The organism is Rhodanobacter sp. sgz306013 (assembly GCF_057031145.1).
Map to the genome: position 1 here is coordinate 176,589 of NZ_JBXCIJ010000004.1, position 18,666 is coordinate 195,254.

14 protein-coding genes are annotated in these 18,666 nt (G+C 68.2%); 12 read left to right on the forward strand and 2 right to left on the reverse strand.

All coding sequences use genetic code 11. The features are described from left to right. Window positions 1–24 precede the first annotated feature (24 nt). A complete protein-coding gene (locus AC2EWF_RS13800; RefSeq protein ID WP_483639959.1) occupies window positions 25–1,647 on the forward strand; it encodes an NAD+ synthase in 1,623 nt (540 codons plus the stop codon). 42 nt (window positions 1,648–1,689) lie between these two features. Here AC2EWF_RS13800 and AC2EWF_RS13805 read toward each other — a convergent pair whose 3' ends face one another. After that, on the reverse strand, window positions 1,690–2,556 hold the full coding sequence (locus AC2EWF_RS13805; protein ID WP_483639960.1) for an outer membrane protein assembly factor BamD: 867 nt from the start codon (window positions 2,554–2,556) through the stop codon (window positions 1,690–1,692). A 93-nt stretch (window positions 2,557–2,649) separates the two neighbouring features. Between AC2EWF_RS13805 and rluD the strand changes: the two genes are divergently transcribed. The 3 genes from rluD to clpB all read left to right on the forward strand — a co-directional run bounded on the left by rluD (window position 2,650) and on the right by clpB (window position 8,150). Continuing rightward, a complete protein-coding gene (rluD, locus tag AC2EWF_RS13810) occupies window positions 2,650–3,624 on the forward strand; it encodes a 23S rRNA pseudouridine(1911/1915/1917) synthase RluD (RefSeq protein WP_483639961.1) in 975 nt (324 codons plus the stop codon). 184 nt (window positions 3,625–3,808) lie between these two features. After that, window positions 3,809–4,558, forward strand: coding sequence for a peptidoglycan editing factor PgeF (pgeF, locus tag AC2EWF_RS13815; RefSeq protein WP_483639962.1), 750 nt, complete (start codon window positions 3,809–3,811; stop codon window positions 4,556–4,558). A gap of 1,006 nt (window positions 4,559–5,564) precedes the next feature. Further along, entirely contained in the window at window positions 5,565–8,150 is a 2,586-nt protein-coding gene (gene clpB, locus AC2EWF_RS13820; RefSeq protein ID WP_483639963.1) for an ATP-dependent chaperone ClpB, read from the forward strand. 67 nt (window positions 8,151–8,217) lie between these two features. Here clpB and AC2EWF_RS13825 read toward each other — a convergent pair whose 3' ends face one another. Next, window positions 8,218–10,710, reverse strand: coding sequence for a TonB-dependent receptor plug domain-containing protein (locus tag AC2EWF_RS13825; RefSeq protein WP_483639964.1), 2,493 nt, complete (start codon window positions 10,708–10,710; stop codon window positions 8,218–8,220). A 287-nt stretch (window positions 10,711–10,997) separates the two neighbouring features. Between AC2EWF_RS13825 and AC2EWF_RS13830 the strand changes: the two genes are divergently transcribed. The 8 genes from AC2EWF_RS13830 (at window position 10,998) to AC2EWF_RS13865 (ending at window position 18,521) form a co-directional block, all read left to right on the forward strand. Then, window positions 10,998–11,300, forward strand: a complete 303-nt coding sequence (locus tag AC2EWF_RS13830) for an FmdB family zinc ribbon protein (RefSeq protein WP_483639965.1) — start codon at window positions 10,998–11,000, stop codon at window positions 11,298–11,300. A 105-nt stretch (window positions 11,301–11,405) separates the two neighbouring features. Then, window positions 11,406–11,957, forward strand: coding sequence for a DUF3011 domain-containing protein (locus AC2EWF_RS13835; protein WP_483639966.1), 552 nt, complete (start codon window positions 11,406–11,408; stop codon window positions 11,955–11,957). Window positions 11,958–12,064: 107 nt separating this feature from the next. Continuing rightward, on the forward strand, window positions 12,065–13,837 hold the full coding sequence (aspS, locus tag AC2EWF_RS13840; protein ID WP_483639967.1) for an aspartate--tRNA ligase: 1,773 nt from the start codon (window positions 12,065–12,067) through the stop codon (window positions 13,835–13,837). Window positions 13,838–14,029: 192 nt separating this feature from the next. Beyond that, on the forward strand, window positions 14,030–14,662 hold the full coding sequence (locus tag AC2EWF_RS13845; protein WP_483639968.1) for an alpha/beta fold hydrolase: 633 nt from the start codon (window positions 14,030–14,032) through the stop codon (window positions 14,660–14,662). A 78-nt stretch (window positions 14,663–14,740) separates the two neighbouring features. Beyond that, the gene (locus AC2EWF_RS13850; RefSeq protein WP_483639969.1) at window positions 14,741–15,469 is read left to right on the forward strand and encodes a YebC/PmpR family DNA-binding transcriptional regulator; all 729 of its coding nucleotides are present in this window, start codon (window positions 14,741–14,743) and stop codon (window positions 15,467–15,469) included. 33 nt (window positions 15,470–15,502) lie between these two features. After that, window positions 15,503–16,021: a crossover junction endodeoxyribonuclease RuvC gene (gene ruvC / locus AC2EWF_RS13855; RefSeq protein WP_483639970.1), complete on the forward strand. Its 519-nt coding sequence runs from the start codon at window positions 15,503–15,505 to the stop codon at window positions 16,019–16,021. Further along, window positions 16,021–16,614: a Holliday junction branch migration protein RuvA gene (ruvA, locus tag AC2EWF_RS13860; protein ID WP_483639971.1), complete on the forward strand. Its 594-nt coding sequence runs from the start codon at window positions 16,021–16,023 to the stop codon at window positions 16,612–16,614. Before ruvC ends, ruvA begins: the two co-directional genes overlap by 1 nt. Window positions 16,615–16,619: 5 nt before the next feature. Then, window positions 16,620–18,521 (forward strand): potassium transporter Kup, encoded by a 1,902-nt coding sequence (locus tag AC2EWF_RS13865; protein ID WP_483639972.1) that lies wholly within the window; start codon window positions 16,620–16,622, stop codon window positions 18,519–18,521. Window positions 18,522–18,666: the final 145 nt, after the last annotated feature.

The following is an 18,666-nucleotide window of genomic DNA, read 5'->3' on the forward strand; positions in this document are numbered from 1 at the left end:
AGTTCCCCATCAAGAGCTTGATCCATGGCTGTCCTGAGACTGGCGCTGGCCCAGCACGATTTTCCGGTCGGTGCGGTGGCGGCGAATGCCGCGAAGATGGGCGACCTGATGGCGCAGGCCCGCAGCGGCGGCGCCGAACTCGTGGTGTTCCCCGAACTGGCCCTCTCTGGCTATCCGCCGGAAGACCTGCTGCTGCGCCCCAGCTTCCTTGCCGCCTGCCAGCAGGAACTGGAGGCGCTGGCGGCCGGGACGAACGGCCTGGCCGCACTGGTGGGCTTCCCGCACAGCGAGGGCGAGGTGTACAACGCCGCCGCGCTGCTGCGTGATGGGCGCATCGCGCAGGTTGCGCACAAACAGGCGTTGCCGAACTACGGCGTGTTCGACGACAAGCGCTATTTCCGGCCCGGCCATGCCAGTGCGGTGACCACGCTGGCCGGCGTGCGCATCGGCCTGCTGATCTGCGAGGACGTGTGGCGGCCCGAGCCTGCGGCCGCCGCGGCGCGTGCCGGCGCCGAGCTGATCGTGGTGGTCAACGCCTCGCCGTGGGACGACGCCAAGCAGGCCGAACGCGAGGCGGTGCTGATCGCGCGTGCGCGGGAGACCGGCTGCGCCTTCGTCTACCTCAACCTCGTCGGCGGCCAGGACGAGGTGGTCTACGACGGCGGCTCGCTGCTGGTGAACGGCGACGGCACGGTCGCCGCCCGCGCGCCGGCCTTCGTCGACGCGCTGCTGTGGGCCGAGTTCGATCCGGCCACCCGCACGCTGCAGGCCGAGATCTGGCCGGAGCCCGGCGATACCCGCGCCGAGGCGGTGCTATACGCCGCGCTGGTGCGCGGCATCCGCGACTACATCGACAAGAACGGTTTCCCCGGCGTGCTGCTCGGCTTGTCCGGCGGCATCGATTCCGCGCTGACCCTGGCGCTGGCGGTGGACGCGCTGGGTGCGGATCGCGTCACCGCGGTGATGATGCCGTCGCGCTACACCTCGCAGCTGTCGCTGGACGGCGCGCGCATGCAGGCCGAACGCCTGGGCGTGGACTACCACGTGATCGATGTGGAGCCGGCGGTGGGCTCCTTCATCCGCGCACTTGCACCTGCCTTTGCGGGCAAGGCGGCCGACACCACCGAGGAAAACCTGCAGTCGCGCAGCCGCGGCGTGATGCTGATGGCGCTGTCCAACAAGCACGGCCGCCTGTTGCTTGCCACGGGCAACAAGAGCGAGATGGCGGTGGGCTACTGCACGCTGTACGGCGACATGTGCGGCGCCTATGCGCCGCTGAAGGACGTCTACAAGATCGTGGTGTACCGGCTCGCGCGCTGGCGCAACGCGCAGGCCGGCGGCGAGGAGGCGATCCCGCAGGCGGTGATCGACCGCCCGCCCTCGGCCGAGCTGCGCGACAACCAGACCGACCAGGACTCGCTGCCGCCCTACGAAGTGCTGGACGCGATCCTCGCGCGTTTCATCGAGGGCGAGCAGTCGCAGGCCGAGATCATCGCGGCCGGTTTCCCCGCCGACGTGGTGCACCGGGTGGTGCGCCTGGTGCTGGTCAACGAATTCAAGCGTCGCCAGTCGGCTCCGGGCCCGCGCGTCACCACCCGCGCGTTCGGCCGCGAGCGGCGCTATCCGATCACGTCGGGGTGGCGCTGAAGCAGAAAGCCGGTGCCTGATTCATTGAGGCCGCAAGCGGCCTCAATGATGGCGCGCGAACGGCACCATCTTGCGCCAGATGGATACCTCGTGCGGCCACTTCGCATCCTTCAGGTAGGGATGGTCGGGATAGTTCAGCGCCAGCACCTGGCGCACCTGGGCCGCCTGCTTGTCCTGCCCCAGCGCGAGGTAGCTGCGGGTGAGGATGGCCAGCGCATCGCCCGTCTGGGGCGCCTGCTGGTAGTGCTCGATCACGTACTGCGCGCGGTCGGCCGCGCCGATGTAGACGCGGTTGAACAGGTAGAACTCCGCCACGTTGATCTCGTACTGCGCCAGCACGTTGCGCAGGTAGATCATGCGCTGGCGCGCGTCGGCCGAGTAGGCGCTGTTCGGGAACCGGCGCGACAGCTCGGCAAAGTCGTCGAAGGCCTGCAGGTTGTAGGCCTGGTCGCGGCGCGACTGCGCCTTCTTGTCGCGGGAGACGCGGTCCATGAAGCCCGTGGTACGGTCGAAGTTGATCAGGCCGCGCAGGTAATAGGCATAATCCACATGCCGGTTGGCCGGGTACGTCTTGATGAAGCGGTTGATCGTCGAGTAGGCGTCATCCGACTGGCCGTCCTTGTACTGCGCGTAGGCCAGCTCCAGCTGGGCCTGCTCGTTGTAGTCGCCGGACGGAAAGCGGGCGATCAGGCGCTGGTAGGCCTTGATGGCCGCCGAATAGTCGGCGTTCTCCAACGAGGTGTGCGCGTTGTTGTACAGGGCGTCCACCGGCATCGTGTCGATGTTGTCGCGCTTGTGGCCGAACAGCGAGCAGGCGCTCATCGTCAGCGCCAGGGCAAGCACGGCAAGCGTCCTGAGGCAGAACCGGGTGGTCATCGGCAGCTTGAGCGAGTCGATAGTTGGACGCATGTAGAGGATTCAGATGTTTGAGCGAAAAGGCATGATAGCCGAAACCGGCGCCACTCCGCGGCCTGCCGCCGCCCGCCACGCGGGGGACGGTGCATGACCGCGATACGCCACGAAGCCCGGGTACCGCTGGCGGCGTCCGGACGGAGGTTCGACCAGGCGCTGGCCGAGTTGTTCCCCGACTACTCGCGCTCGCGCCTCACCGCCTGGATCAAGTCCGGCGCGGCTACCTTGGACGGCACCACCGCGCCGCCCCGCCAGCTGCTGCGCGGCGGCGAGCACGTGCGGCTGGAGGCCGAGCTGGAGGCCGAGGTGGAAAGTGCGCCCGAAGCCATCGCGCTCGCCATCGTGCACGAGGACGCGCACCTGCTGGTGCTGGACAAGCCGGCCGGCCTGGTGGTGCACCCCGGTGCCGGCAATCCCTCCGGCACCCTGCTCAACGCGCTGCTGCACCACGAAGCGAAGCTGGCCGAACTGCCGCGCGCCGGCATCGTGCACCGGCTGGACAAGGACACCTCCGGCCTGATGGTGGTGGCGAAGACCCTGCCCGCGATGACCGCGCTGGTGGAGATGCTGTCGCGCCACGACGTCGAGCGCCAGTACGAGGCCGTGGTGCTGGGCAGCATGGTTTCCGGCGGCACGGTGGACGCGCCGATCGGCCGCAGCATGGGCGATCGCCTGCGCCAGGCGGTGCGCGACGAGGAAAGCGGCAAGCATGCCGTGACCCATTACCGCCTGCGTGAGCGTTTCCGTGCACACAGCCTGATCCAGTGCAACCTGGAAACCGGCCGCACCCACCAGATCCGCGTGCACCTCACCCATATCGGCCATCCGCTGGTGGGCGACCCGCTCTACGGTGGCGGCCTGAAGCTGCCCAGGCGTGCCGCGCCGGAACTGGCCGCCGCGCTGCGCGGCTTCCGCCGCCAGGCCCTGCATGCCGAGCGCCTGGCGTTCGAGCACCCGGTCACCGGCGAGGCCCTGGCCTTCGACGCCGAGCGCCCGGCCGACATGACCGCGCTGATCGCCGCCTTGCGCGACGACCTCGCCGCCCACGGCCACGACGGCGACTGAGCCGCCGCGGGACTCCCGCTCCCGCGCGCAGTGGGCTTGCCGCCGCGGTACGTGGCCCGCGTCCCTTCCCTGCACGCGGGGGTACAGGGCTCGATCTCCCTGTCTCGCCACGATTCGCCCGAGCTCCGCCGCCGCGAGTATGCGAAGCTTGCTGCTCCCCAGCCCCACCCGCGCGTCGAAGGACATGACCGATACCTGGATCTTTCCCGACTGGCCGGCGCCCGCGCGCGTGCGCGCGGCGGTGAGCACCCGCGAGGGCCCCGGCGTCTCCGCGCCGCCATTCGGCCGCTTCAACCTCGGCCTGCGCAGCGGTGAGTCCGCCGAGGTGGTGGGCAGCAACCGCAGCGTGCTGCAGCAGGCCCTGAACCTGCCCAGCGCGCCGCGCTGGCTGCAGCAGGTGCACGGCACCACGGTTGCGGAACTCGGCCCGCTGCCCGGCAACGCCGAACCGCAGGCCGACGCCGCGGTCTCGCGCATTCCCGGCACCGCGCTCGCCATCCTCACCGCCGATTGCCTGCCGGTGCTCTTCTGCGCCGATGACGGCAGCGCTATCGGCGCCGCCCACGCCGGCTGGCGAGGCCTCGCCGCCGGCGTGCTGGAAGCCACCGTCGAACAGATGCAAATCGCGTCCCCGCGCCTGCTGGCGTGGCTGGGGCCGTGCATTGCCGGCCCATCCTACGAAGTGGGCGATGAAGTGCGTGCCGCCTTCGTGGACCAGTCGACCGCGGCCGCCGCCTGCTTCGCGGCGACGCGGCCCGGACACTGGCACTGCGACCTCGTCGCCTTGGCACGGCAGCGGCTGGCGGCAGCCGACATTGCGCGCGTGCACGGTGGCGGGTTCGATACCTTCGCCGATCCGCGGTTCTATTCGTATCGGCGGGAGGGGGTGCGGAGCGGGCGCTTCGCCAGTCTGATCTGGCTGGCGGGCGGATGACTTCCGGCGCTTCGCTGCGTTTGCTGCTTTGTCTTTCCTGCGAAAGCAGAACTTTGGTGTCTTTGACCTCCCTGCGCGACAGATCGCAAAGGCGGGTATTCGCCCACGGCAGAGCAGTTTCGGACGCCTGCCGGCGCCCGAGCTACTCTCTCTTTGCGTGCTCAAAGAGAAAGTAGCCAAAAGAAAGAGCACCCCGGTTGGCACTTGCCGTCCATCCATGGACGGCAAGTGCGTGAGGCGGGGCCGGGCTTTTCGAGCGGGCCTCCTGCCCGCGCGAGAAGGCGAGCCCCTCCCTGGTCTCGCCCGTTGCGCGGCCTTCTCGTCCCCGCCTCACCGCCGCCCAGGGGCCCCGGAAGAGCAGGCGCGCATCGTGCGCGCCAGAAGCAAAAGCGCCGCAGCCCTGCAGCTCCTCGCTTCGCTTTGCTCTGCCGGTTGCTTCTGCGCGCCAGGAGCGTGCAGCTCTACCCGGGGCCCCCTTATGGCGCTGCGGGGTGGGCGAGGGAATGTCCGAAGGATGGCCCGCAAGGATGTGGGTCAGTTTTTCGCCGGCACAGGAAGTGCCGTCGAGAAACCCCCGTAGCCCGCCCGCGCACCCGGAAGGCAGGATGCCTGGAGGGCGCGCCATCGGGGTGTCGTTTCCTCTTGGTTACTTCTCCTTGACTCCGGACATCCTGCCCCCGCCCTTCGGGCCGGCTTCGCCGTTCGCACGCGCTCCTGCGCGTGCGTGGACAAGCAAAGGAGAGGTAACTCGGCCACCGGCAGGTGGACGAAACCGCTCTGTTCCTTGCGGCACGCACTCGAAACCGCCCTGTCGTTCCCTCAAGCGCGAACGCTCGCAAACCCATCCTGCATTTCGCCGCGCCACGCACCGCACGTAGGCCGGCACCCGCCGGCCATGAACCCTTGACGCCCGCTAGCCACCCCGCCTGCTTGAATCGCCGGGCGCCGTCCGCATTTCCCTGCCAGTGGCGGCGCAGCCGCCAAACCTTTGTGGGGATCGTTACCGATGCGTATGGACAAACTCACCTCGCGTTTCCAGCAGGCGCTGGCCGACGCGCAGTCGCTGGCCGTCGGCCGCGACCACAACATGCTGGAACCCGTCCACGTGATGGCGGCGCTGCTGAACCAGCAGGGCGGCTCGACCGCGCCGCTGCTCACGCACGCGGGCGTGAACGTGCCGGCGCTGCGCCAGCGCGTGAACGAGCTGCTCGACCGCCTGCCCAGGGTCAGCGGGCAGGAAGGCAATATCAACGTGGGCAACGACCTGAACCGCCTGCTCAACCTCACCGATAAGCTGGCGCAGCAGCGCGGCGACCAGTTCATCGCCAGCGAGCTGTTCGTGCTGGCAGCGCTGGAGGACAAGGGCGAGCTGGGCGCGGCGCTGAAGGCGGCCGGCACCACCAAGGCGAACCTGGAAGCCGCGATCGAGCAGGTGCGCGGCGGCGAGAAGGTGCAGAGCGAGAATGCCGAGGACCAGCGCCAGGCGCTGCAGAAGTACTGCATCGACCTCACCGAGCGCGCGGAGTCGGGCAAGCTCGATCCGGTGATCGGCCGCGACGAGGAGATCCGCCGCACCATCCAGGTGCTGCAGCGGCGCACCAAGAACAACCCGGTGCTGATCGGCGAGCCCGGCGTGGGCAAGACCGCCATCGTGGAAGGCCTGGCCCAGCGCATCGTCAAGGGCGAGGTGCCCGAGGGCCTGCGCGACCGCCGCGTGCTGGCGCTGGACATGGGCGCGCTGATCGCCGGCGCCAAGTTCCGTGGCGAGTTCGAGGAGCGCCTGAAAGCCGTGCTCAACGACCTGGCCAAGAACGAGGGCCAGATCATCCTGTTCATCGACGAGCTGCACACCATGGTCGGCGCCGGCAAGGCCGACGGCGCGATGGACGCGGGCAACATGCTCAAGCCCGCGCTGGCGCGCGGCGAGCTGCACTGCATCGGCGCCACCACGCTGGACGAATACCGCAAGTACATCGAAAAAGACGCCGCGCTGGAGCGCCGCTTCCAGAAGGTGTTCGTGGGCGAGCCCTCGGTGGAGGACACCATCGCCATCCTGCGCGGGCTGAAGGAGCGCTACGCGGTGCACCACGGCGTGGAGATCACCGACCCGGCCATCGTCGCCGCCGCCACGCTGTCCAACCGCTACATCACCGACCGCCAGCTGCCGGACAAGGCGATCGATCTGATGGACGAGGCGGCCTCGCGCATCCGCATGGAGATCGACTCCAAGCCGGAGGAACTCGACCGCTTGGAACGCCGGCTGATCCAGCTGAAGATCCAGCGCGAGATGCTGAAGAAGGAAAAGGACAGCGAGTCGAAGCAGCGCCTCGCCGACCTGGAAACCGACATTGCCAGGCAGGAGCGCGAGTTCTCCGACCTCAACGAAGTGTGGAAGTCGGAGAAGGCCGCGCTGCAGGGCACCACCAAGGTGAAGGAGCAGATCGAGGCCGCGCGGCTGGAGCTGGAAGCGGCGCAGCGCCGGCAGGACTACGCCACGATGAGCGAGATCCAGTACGGCCGGCTGCCGGAACTGGAGAAGCAGCTCGCCGCCGCACAGGCCGCGGAGCAGAAGGGCGAGTTCAAGCTGGTGCAGGACAAGGTTACCGCCGAGGAGATCGCCGAGGTGGTGGCGCGCTGGACCGGTATCCCGGTGTCGAAGATGCTGGAAGGTGAGCGCGAGAAGCTGCTGCACATGGAGGAGGACCTGCACAAGCGCGTGGTGGGTCAGGACGAGGCCGTGCGCGCGGTGTCCGACGCGGTGCGCCGTGCGCGTGCGGGCTTGTCCGATCCCCACCGGCCCAGCGGTTCCTTCCTGTTCCTCGGTCCCACCGGCGTGGGCAAGACCGAGCTGTGCAAGGCGCTGGCCGAGTTCCTGTTCGACACCCAGGACGCGATGGTGCGCATCGACATGAGCGAGTTCATGGAGAAGCACTCGGTGAGCCGGCTGATCGGCGCGCCCCCGGGCTACGTCGGCTACGAGGAGGGCGGCTACCTTACCGAGGCGGTGCGTCGCCGTCCGTACAGCGTGATCCTGCTCGACGAGGTGGAGAAGGCGCATCCGGACGTGTTCAACATCCTGCTGCAGGTGCTGGACGACGGCCGCCTCACCGACGGCCAGGGCCGCACGGTGGACTTCCGCAACACCGTGATCGTGATGACCTCCAACCTCGGCTCGCAGCTGATCCAGGAGCAGGCGGGGGACTCGGAAGCGGACTACCTGCAGATGAAGGCCGCCGTACTCGGCGTGGTGCAGGCGCACTTCCGTCCCGAGTTCATCAACCGCCTCGACGAGCTGGTGGTGTTCCGCCCGCTGGAGAAGAAGCAGATCCGCAAGATCGCGTTGATCCAGCTCACCGCGCTGGAGAAGCGCCTCGCCGAGCGCCAGTTGAAGCTCGAGATCAGCGAGAGGGCGCTGGACCTGCTCGGCAACGTGGGCTTCGACCCGGTGTACGGCGCGCGGCCGCTGAAGCGCGCGATCCAGCAGCAGCTGGAGAACCCGCTGGCGAAGGAGATCCTCGAAGGCCGTTATGCGCCGGGCAGCGTCATTGCGGTGGATGCCGCCGGCGGACACCTGGTGTTCCAGTCGGCTTGACCTGGTGGAAACGAAGAACCCCGGCGGTGCCGGGGTTCTTCGTCGCGTTCCTTGCGGGGCTGCCCCGTCACCAGCTGTAGCGCACCTTGCCGTAGGCGTAGGCGCCGTTGTAGCCGAACGGCGAGAACGTGGAATAGGGCAGGGTGCCGTTGTTGGTGTTGTTGGGGATGTTCTTGTCGGGATGGATGTTCAGCGCGTTGTCCACGCCCAGGGTGAAGGTCCAGTCCTGCCAGCGGTAGCTTCCCGACAAGTCGAAGATCCACTTGGGGCTGAAGGTCTGGTCGACGACGCCCTTCGCGGGCTTGTAGCTGGCCAGGCTGCTCACGTAGCTGGTGTAGCGGCCGTAGCGGGTCAGCGTGCCGTTGACGCTCCAGTTGCCCACCGTGTACAGCTCGTTCCATATCAGCTTGCTGCGCGGCGAGGAGTTGGCCAGGTAGCCCTCGATGTCCTGGCGGTTGAGGCGCACGAAGTTGACGCCCAGGTTGCTGAGCACCGCCGGGTTCGGCTTGACGCTGGTGACCTTGTTCTGGTTGTAGTTGGCGGTCAGCGTGCTGGTCAGCGTGCCGGCGCTGCCGAAGTCGGACACGTAGCTGCCCACGAAATCCACGCCGCGCGTGCGCGTGTTGCCCGCGTTGGTGAAATAGTTGACGCTGCTGTAGTTGAGGTTGCTGATGCCGTTGGCCGCGAGATAGCTGACCACGGTGGGCGACGTGGTGGAGATGGCGCCGGACAACGCGATGCGGTTGTCGATGGTGATCTGGTAGACATCCAGGCTGAGATTCAGCGTGTCGGTGGGGTTCCATACCGCGCCGAGGGTGAAGTTGCGCGACTTCTCCGGCTTCAGTGCCTCGGCGCCGAGCAGGGTGGCGATCTGGCTTCCCACCGGCACCAGGCCGCTGTTGTAGATGCCGGCCGGCAAGCCCGCCGAGTTGCCGTTGGCGAAGTACAGCGACGAGGTCTGCGAGAAGTATTCCTGGCCCAGCGCCGGCGCGCGGAAGCCGGTGGAGGCACTGCCGCGCAGCGCGAAGCTGTCGGTGAAGTCGTAGCGCGCCGACAGCGAGCCCGAGGTGGTGTTGCCAAAGTCGGAGTAGTCCTCGTGGCGCACCGCCAGCGAGGCGCCGAGCTTGTCGGTGAGGTTGGTTTCGAAGTCGAGGTACTCGGCCACGTCGTGGCGCGCGGCATTCACGGCGTTGACGGGCTGCCAGCCGGCGAAGCCCTGCGCGCCGCCTGGCGTGCCGGAGGTGCCCACGTACCAGGAGGCCAGATCGCCCGGGCTGATCTGGTAGCTCTGGCGCAGGTATTCGGTGCCGAAGGCCACGGTCACCGGGTTCGGCAACCAGCCCGGACGGAGGTCCTTGGCGATGTCGATGTCGAACGACTGCTGGTTGGCCTTGAGGATGCCGTCATGGAAAACCGCGGGCGAGGTGCCGAAATCGTGGAAATAAGCGAAGTTCATGCTGTTCTGCGTCTCGTAGGAGACGCGATTGCCGCCGGCGTTGGCCGAGACGTCCCAGCGCCAGCCGTCCAGCGTGCCGCGCAGGCCGGCCACCAGCGACTGGTCGAAGGAGTCGGCGTTCTCCAGCGGCAGGAAGCCGTCGGGATACATCGAGGCCATCAGCGGGCTCCTCGGCGACGGCGAGTTGAGCCCGTAGCGGAAGAACGCCGGCGAGATGCTGTTGCGGCGGCCGTAGTGGCCGAAGGCGTAGAACTGGACGTCCGGCGTGATGTCGTACTGCGTGTTGAGCAGCACGTTGTTGCTGTGCACCCAGGGGTCACCCTGGCGGAAGTTCACGCCCAAAGCCTGCCAGGCCGGCGAGCGGTTGTCCGGGCCGGCGCGGTTGGTGTTGTCCTCGTTACCGCTCTCCAGCGCGAGGCGCAGCCAGCCGCTGTCGCCGCCCAGCGGAATCCCGAAGTTGGCCGAGCCCAGCCACTGGCGGCCGTCGCCGGCGGAGTACTGGCCACCGCTGACTTCCACGTCGCCGCCTTTGGCGCCCTTCTTCAGGATCACATTGATCACGCCGGCGATGGCGTCGGAGCCGTACTGCGCCGAGGCGCCATCGCGCAGCACCTCGATGTGGTCAATCGCCGAGATCGGGATGGTATTGAGGTCCACCGGCTGCGAGCCGCGACCGATCACGCCGTTGTTCAGCAGGATCGCGCCGGGGTGCCAGCGCTTGCCGTTCACCAGCACCAGCACCTGGTCGGGGGAAAGGCCGCGCAGCTGCGCGGGACGCTGGGTATCGGCGGTGTCCGCCGCCGCCGGGCGCGGGAAGTTGAGCGAAGGGATGATGCGCGCCAGCGCGGTGGGCAGGTCGGTGGTGCCGGTCTGCTGCAGTACCTGGGCGGACACCACGTCGATCGGGGTCAGCGCGCTGCTTTCGGTGCGGTTGCTGGCGCGGGTGCCGGTGACGATCACCGTCTGCAGCTGTTTGGCCTTGGCGGGCGCGGTGGCACCCGTGCTGGTCTGGGTGTTGTCCTGGGCGGCGGCGGTGCCGGCGAGGGCCAGCAGCACGGCGGCCGCCAGTGCGGAAGGAAGCAGGGTGCGATGCGGCTTGTTCATGGTGTCTCCCCGGGGAATGGTTGGTGCGGCGCAACAAGTGCAGGCTAGTGCCATGATCGCAGCTCGTCAACAGCCGTATAGACGTCCAAATGAAACAGCTTGTGCATATCGGGGCACGTCGCGTCGTGGATGCGCAGTTCCCCTGCTGGCCAGCCTGACGCCATTCGCACCCACCTGTCCATGCGCCATGTGGCGCATTGAAAAGGACTGGCGCGACCCGAATAATGGGACGCTGCCGCGTCGCCCGTCCGGTCCGGGTGTGGCGATCCGGCGGTTCCGGAGTGCCCATGCCCATCTACGAATTCGAATGCAGCCAGTGCGGTCACCGCTACGATCGCCTGCAGAAACTGTCGGACGCCGACCCTGTCGATTGCCCCGCGTGCGGCGCGCCCAAGGTGCGCCGGCGCGTCAGCGCGCCCTCGTTCCGGCTGGCCGGCGGCGGCTGGTACGAGACCGACTTCAAGAAGGACGGCGACAAGAAGCGCAACCTGGCAGGCGACGGGGCGGGCGCTCCGGCCCCTGCGCCGGCCGCGGCGCCCGCCCCGGCCCCCGCTCCGGCTGCCGCGCCTGCGCCCAGTCCGGGCGACTGACCGCACAAGCTGAATCGCCGCATGCCGCGGCGTTCGTGCCGCGGTATCCGCCGATCGGCGGCTCGGTTACCGTGGCCACACCACCACGGACACGAGAAGGCCGTCATGCACATCGCGCTGAAGAAGGTGCTGGCTGTCGGCGTCTTGCTGCTCGCTTCGGGGTTCGCCGTGCGCGATGCGCAGGCCCAGCGCTACGGCGATGGCGGGCAGCGGCAGGTCTATTGCGCCAGCAACGACAGCCGCGGTTCGCGCTGCCAGATGCCGTGGCGCGACTCGGTGCTCGCCCAGCAGATGTCCAGGGCGGCCTGCATCGAGGGCCGGACCTGGGGCAGCGATCCCTACAGCGTCTGGATCAAGGGCGGCTGCCGCGGCAATTTCAGTGATGCGCGGGCCTATGGTTGGCGCGACCACGACCACGACCATGGCCGCCACGATCGTGATGACGACCGCGGTGGTCAGGAGGTCTATTGCGCCAGCAACGACAACCGCGGCACACGCTGCCAGATGCCGTGGCGCTATTCGGTGCTGTCGCGGCAGATGTCGGATGCCGCTTGCATCGAGGGCCGGACTTGGGGCAGCGATCCCTACAGCGTGTGGGTGAAGGGCGGTTGCCGCGGCCAGTTCCGCGACGCCCGCGGCGACCGGCCGCGCTGGTAGGCCTGCCGTCGTCGTCTCCGGCGCGCGTCGGCTGGCGCGGCCGAGATGCTAATATTCCGGGCCTTTCTTCCCGTTTCCCTGGGGCCACGGCCCGGAGTTCCAAGCGCATGCGCACGCACTACTGCGGCCTCATCGACGAGTCGCTGCTCGGCCAGACCGTCACCCTGTGCGGCTGGGTCAACAAGATCCGCCTGCAGGCCCACGTGGCCTTCGTCGACCTGCGTGACCACGAAGGCCTGGCGCAGGTGGTGGTGGAGCGCGAGAACGCCGATGCCTTCGGCGTGGCCGGCGAGCTGGGCTACGAATACTGCGTGCGCGTCACCGGTACCCTGCGCAAGCGCCTGTCGGTGAACGACAAACTGCGCACCGGCACGGTGGAAGTGCTGGCAGAACGGGTGGAGATCCTCAACGCCGCGAAGGACCTGCCGTTTGCGTTGCACGAGAATCCGAACGAGGACCTGCGGATGACCTACCGCTACCTCGACCTGCGCCGTCCCGAGATGCAGGCGATGATGCGCAAGCGCATCAAGCTGGTGCAGGCGCTGCGCCGCTACCTGGACGCGCGCGGCTTCCAGGACATCGAGACGCCGATCCTCACCAAGGCCACGCCGGAAGGCGCGCGCGACTACCTGGTGCCCAGCCGCGTGCATCCGGGCCAGTTCTACGCGCTGCCGCAGTCGCCGCAGCTGTTCAAGCAGATCCTGATGATGGCGGGCTTCGACCGCTACTACCAGATTGCGCGCTGCTTCCGCGACGAGGACCTGCGCGCGGACCGCCAGCCGGAGTTCACCCAGCTCGACCTGGAGTTCGCGTTCGTCGAGGAAAAGGATGTGCAGGACTTCGTGGAGGCGCTGATCCGCCACGTGTTCAAGGAAGTGCAGGGCGTGGAACTCGACGCCAGCTTCCCGCGCATGACCTGGGCCGAGGCCATGCGCCGCTACGGCTCGGACAAGCCCGACCTGCGCATCGCGCTGGAACTGGTGGACGTGGCCGAGGCGCTGAAGCAAGTCGAGTTCAAGGTGTTCGCCGAACCCGCCAACGATGCCGCCGGCCGCGTGGCCGCGCTGCGCGTGCCGGGCGGCGCGGCACTGTCGCGCAAGGAGATCGACGGGCTGGCCGAATACGTCGCGAAGTACGGCGCCAAGGGCCTGGCCTGGATCAAGGTGGAGGACCTCGCCAAGGGCCGCGAAGGCGTCAACTCGCCGGTGGCGAAATTCCTCGACGACGCGGCGCTGGACGCAGTGCTCAAGGCCACCGGCGCCGAGTCCGGCGACATCGTGTTCGTGGGCGCGGGCAAGTGGAAGGCCGTCACCGACTTCATGGGGGCGCTGCGGCTCAAGGTCGGCAAGGACCGCGGCCTGGTCGAGGATGGCTGGCGCCCGTTGTGGGTCACCGACTTCCCGATGTTCGAGTACGACGAGGACGAACAGCGCTACGTGGCCCTGCACCACCCGTTCACCGCGCCGAAGATCGACGATATCGCCGACCTGCGCACGCACGCCGCCACCGCGGTGAGCCGCGGCTACGACATGGTGCTCAACGGCAACGAGATCGGCGGCGGCTCGATCCGTATCCATCGCCCGGAGATGCAGAGCGCGGTGTTCGAGCTGCTCGGCATCGGTGCGGAAGAGGCCGAGATGAAGTTCGGCTTCCTGCTCAAGGCGCTGAAGTTCGGCGCGCCGCCGCACGGCGGCCTCGCCTTCGGCATCGACCGCATCGCCGCGCTGATGGCCGGCACCGAGTCGATCCGCGACGTGATCGCCTTCCCCAAGACCACCAGCGCGCAGGACCTGATGACCGATGCGCCGTCGACGGTGAGCGAGACGCAGCTCAAGGAACTGCACGTGCGCGTTGCTGCTGCGGACAAGCTGCACGGTTGATTCGCCGCAGGCCGGGAGCGGCCACGAAAGTCTGGTCTTGGCCTCCGCTCCCTGTTGGGGAGAGGATGGGGGCGAGGGATGCCCCCGCGCGAAAGCCGGCTCGGAGCCCGTTTCGACAAGGATTGTCGCAAGGCAGGCCCCTCACCCCAGCCCTCTCCCCCGGCGGGAAAGTGATCAGCGAAATCCGGAGCCATGACCGAACACGTGATCCTGCTGCACGGCCTGTGGATGCGCGGCTTCGCGCTGGGCATGCTGCATCGCCGGCTGATCGCCGACGGCTACCGCGTACACCGCTTCGACTACCTCAGCGTGGCCTCGTCGCAGCAGCGCATACTGGCGCGGCTGCAGGCGCGCATGAGCGAGTACGCGCCCGATCCGGTGCACCTGGTGGGGCACAGCCTGGGCGGCCTGCTGGCGCTGCGCGCCTGCCTGGACGCGGGTGCGCTGCCGCCGGGGCGCGTGGTCTGCCTCGGTTCGCCGCTCAAGGGCAGCGCCGCGGCGCGTGCCTTCGCCGCGTGGGGGCGCGGCGGCGAGGTGCTGCTGGGGCACAACCGCGATTTGCTGGAGCAGGGCTTCGAGCGCTGGGACGGTCCGCGCGAAGTCGGCGTGATTGCCGGTCGCCTGCCGCTGGGCCTGGGGGCGATGCTGGGCCAGCTGGCTGGCGAGCATGACGGCACGGTGGCGGTGGAGGAAACCCGGCTGCCCGGCGTGACCGACCACTGCGTGGTGGAGGCCAACCACACCGGCCTGCTGTTCTCGCAGGAAGTGGCGCGCCTGACGACCGCATTCCTGCGCGAGGGGCGTTTCGGGCCGGTGGCCGACTGACATCGGCACTGTCGGCTGCGGGCATGACATGCGGTAAAATCGCCTGCTTGTCCTTTTGAACCAAGTCCGGGTACCGCCATGGGTAGAGGTCCGTCCATCGAAGGCCGCAAGAACGCCGAGGACGCCAAGCGCGCCAAGGTGTTCACCAAGCTGATCCGCGAGATCACCGTCGCCACCCGTGCCGGCGTGGCCGATCCCGCCAGCAACCCGCGCCTGCGCGCGGCGGTGGACAAGGCGCTCGCGGCGAACATGACCAAGGACACCATCGAGCGCGCGATCAAGCGTGGCTCGGGTGCCGACGGCGCCGGCGAGGAGATGCGCTACGAAGGCTACGGCCCCGGCGGCATCGCGCTGATCATCGACTGCTTCACCGACAACCCGGTGCGCACCGTGGCCGACGTGCGCCATGCGTTGACCAAGCATGGCGGCAACCTCGGCACCTCCGGCTCGGTGGCGTTCCAGTTCACCCGCTGCGGCGAACTGGCCTTCGCCACCGGCGGTGATGAGGCGAAGGAGGAGAAGGTGCTGGAAGCGGCGCTGGAAGCCGGCGCCGACGACGTGGTGAACGAGGGCGGCGAAAGCACCGTGCTGTGCGCGCCGGAGAACTTCGAGGCGGTGCAGCAGGCGCTGATCGCGGCCGGCCTCAATGCCGAACACGCCGGCGTGGGCATGCGCCCGAACAACCGCGTGGCCGTCAGTGGCGAGGCGCTGGAAGCGCTCACCGCGATGCTGGACAAGCTCGACGGACTGGATGACGTGAGCGAGGTGTACCACAACGCCTTGCTGCCGGCCGAGGCAGGCGCGTAAGCGGCCATACGCCGCGCGCGCCTGCATCCCGTCATGACCCGCATCCTCGGCATCGACCCGGGCAGCCAGCGTACTGGCGTGGGCATCATCGACGTCGATGCCGCCGGCAAGCTCGCGCACGTGTTCCATGGCGCGCTGGCGGTGGCCGGCGAGGCCAGCTTCCCGCTGCGCCTGAAACGCATTTTTGACGAACTGAATGACATCATCGCCGCCCATCGTCCGGACGAGTGCGGCATCGAGCGCGTGTTCATGGCGCGCAACGCCGACTCGGCCCTGAAGCTGGGGCAGGCGAGGGGTGCCGCGATCTGCGCGGTGGTGAGCCGGGGAATCGCGGTGCACGAATACGCAGCGACGGAAGTCAAGCAGGCCGTGGTTGGCAGCGGCCGCGGCGACAAGAGCCAGGTGCAGCACATGATCGGCGTACTGCTCGGACTGAAGGGTCCGATCCAGGCCGATGCCGCCGATGCGCTGGCGATCGCGGTGGCGCATGCGCACACCCGTGCCAGCCTGCAGCGCGTGGGCATACCGCGCACAGCCTGGAGGCGGCGCTGATGATCGGTCGCCTGCGCGGAACGCTGGTTTCGAAGCAGCCGCCGTGGCTGCTGGTGGAAGTGGGCGGCGTCGGCTACGAGCTGGAGGCGCCGATGTCCACCATCTACGACCTGCCGGGGCTGGGCAAGGAAGTGATCCTGCTCACCCATTACGCGCAGAAGGAAGACAGCGTGGCGCTGTACGGTTTCCTGCAGGAGGCCGAGCGCGCGCTGTTCCGCAACCTGCAGAAGGTCTCGGGCATCGGCGCGAAGATCGCGCTGGCGGTGTTGTCCGGCGTGTCCACGAACGATTTCGCGCGGCTGGTGCACGCCGGCGACGTGGTGGCGCTGACCAAGATTCCCGGCATCGGCAAGAAGACCGCCGAACGCATCGTGGTGGAGCTGCGCGACCGCGTGGACGGCATGGCCACGAGCCTGCCGGGTTCCGCATCGGCCGGCGCCCCGCTCGACGCGGCCGGCGAGGCCGCCGTGGCCCTGCAACAGCTGGGCTACAAGCCCGCCGAAGTCACCCGGCTGGTGCAAAAGGTCGCCACCGACGGCGACGGCGCCGAAGCCATCATCCGCAAGGCGCTGCGCGCCGCGCTGGGGAGTTGATCGAAGTGAGTCAAGCATCAGTGCAGGGCGAGGCCGTGCCCGAAACCCGGCGCCGCCTCGCCGCCCTCGCGCTCGGCGCGATCGGGGTGGTCTACGGGGATATCGGTACCAGCCCGTTGTATACCCTGCAGACCGTGCTGGCCGAGAAAGGTATCACCGCCAATCCCCTCGATGTGCTGGGTGGCCTCAGTCTGATGTTCTGGTCGCTGATCATCGTGGTGACGGTGAAATACGTGCTGTTCATCCTGCGCGCCGACAACAAAGGCGAGGGCGGCGTGATGGCACTGATGGCGCTGGCCCAGCGCAGCGTGAAGGGAATCCCCAGGCTGGCCTTGCCGATCGCGGTGCTGGCCATCTTCGGTGCGGCGCTGATGTACGGCGACGGTGTGATCACCCCTGCGATCTCCGTGCTTTCGGCGGTGGAAGGCCTGGAGGTGGCGGCGCCCGGGCTGGAGAGCTGGGTGGTGCCAATCACCATCGTGATCATCATCGGCCTGTTCTGGTTGCAGAAGCACGGCACCGGAAAAATCGGCGTGGTGTTCGGGCCGGTCTGCGTGGTGTGGTTCCTGAGCATCGCCGCGCTGGGTCTGTACGGCATCACAAAGCACCCTCAGGTGCTGGCCGCGATGTATCCCGGCTATGCGGTGGAATTCTTCCAGTACAACCACGCGCGCGCGTTCTTCGTGCTGGGCGCGGTGGTGCTGACCGTCACCGGCACCGAGGCGCTGTATGCGGACATGGGCCATTTCGGCAAGCGGGCGATCCGTCTCGCTTGGCTGTTCTTCGTGCTGCCGGCGCTGCTGCTGAACTATTTTGGCCAAGGCGCCCTGGTGCTGGTCGATCCCAAGGCGGCGGCCAACCCGTTCTTCCTGCTGGTGCCGAAGCCGCTGCTGTACCCGATGATCGCGCTGGCTACGGCCGCCACGGTCATCGCCTCGCAGGCGGTGATCTCCGGCGCGTTCTCGATGACGCGGGAAGCGATCCAGCTGGGTTACGTGCCGCGCATGCGGGTAGTGCACACCTCGCACGAGATGTCCGGCCAGATCTACCTGCCGTGGGTCAACTTCACGCTGATGGTGATGGTGCTCTGCGCGGTGCTCGGGTTCCGCCACTCGACGAACCTGGCCGCCGCCTACGGCATCGCGGTGACCGGCACGATGGTGATCACTACACTGCTGGCGCTGATCGTGGCGCGGTTCCATTGGAAATGGCCCGTCCTTCCCGTGTTGGCCGTGGGCGCCCTGTTCCTCACCGTGGACGTCGCGTTCTTCAGCGCCAACCTGATCAAGGTCGAGCATGGCGGCTGGTTCCCGCTGGTGTTGGGCCTGACCGTGTTCGTGGTGATGACCACCTGGCGCCGTGGCCGCGAACTCGTGGTGCGCGAGATCAAGCAGGGCGGCCTGGCGCTGGCGCCGTTCATCGCGGCGATGCGCGAGCATCCGCCACTGCGCGTGCCGGGCACGGCGGTGTTCCTCACCGCGAACCAGTACGCGGTGCCGCACGCGCTGCTGCACAACCTGAAGCACAACAAGGTGCTGCACGAACGCAATGTGCTGCTCACCGTGGAGGTGCTGGAGACGCCGGTGGCGGACGCCGAGGAGCGCATCCGCATTGATGCGCTTGGTGACGAGTTCTACGGCATCGAGCTGCGCTTCGGCTTCGCCGAGGACCCGAACGTGCCGCTGGCCATGTCGCAGTGCGCGCGCTCGGGCCTGCCATTCGACATGATGGACACCACGTTCTTCCTGTCGCGCGAGACCATTGTGGCGGACAAGCGCCGACCCGGCATGGTGCTGTGGCGCGACAAGCTGTTCGCTTTCATGGCGCGCAACGCGATGCCCGCCACCGCCTTCTTCCAGATCCCCGGCAACCGGTTGATCGAACTGGGTGCGCAAGTGGAAATCTGATCCGCGGGCGGATCAGATTTCCGCTCGCGCACCCGCGGTCCACGGATGGGCCGCACGCACACCGATCGCTTTGCGATCGGTGTGCGGAGGGTGGACGGGCATAGCCCGTCCAGGCGAGCCAAAGACGGGCAGGAGAGCCCGTCTT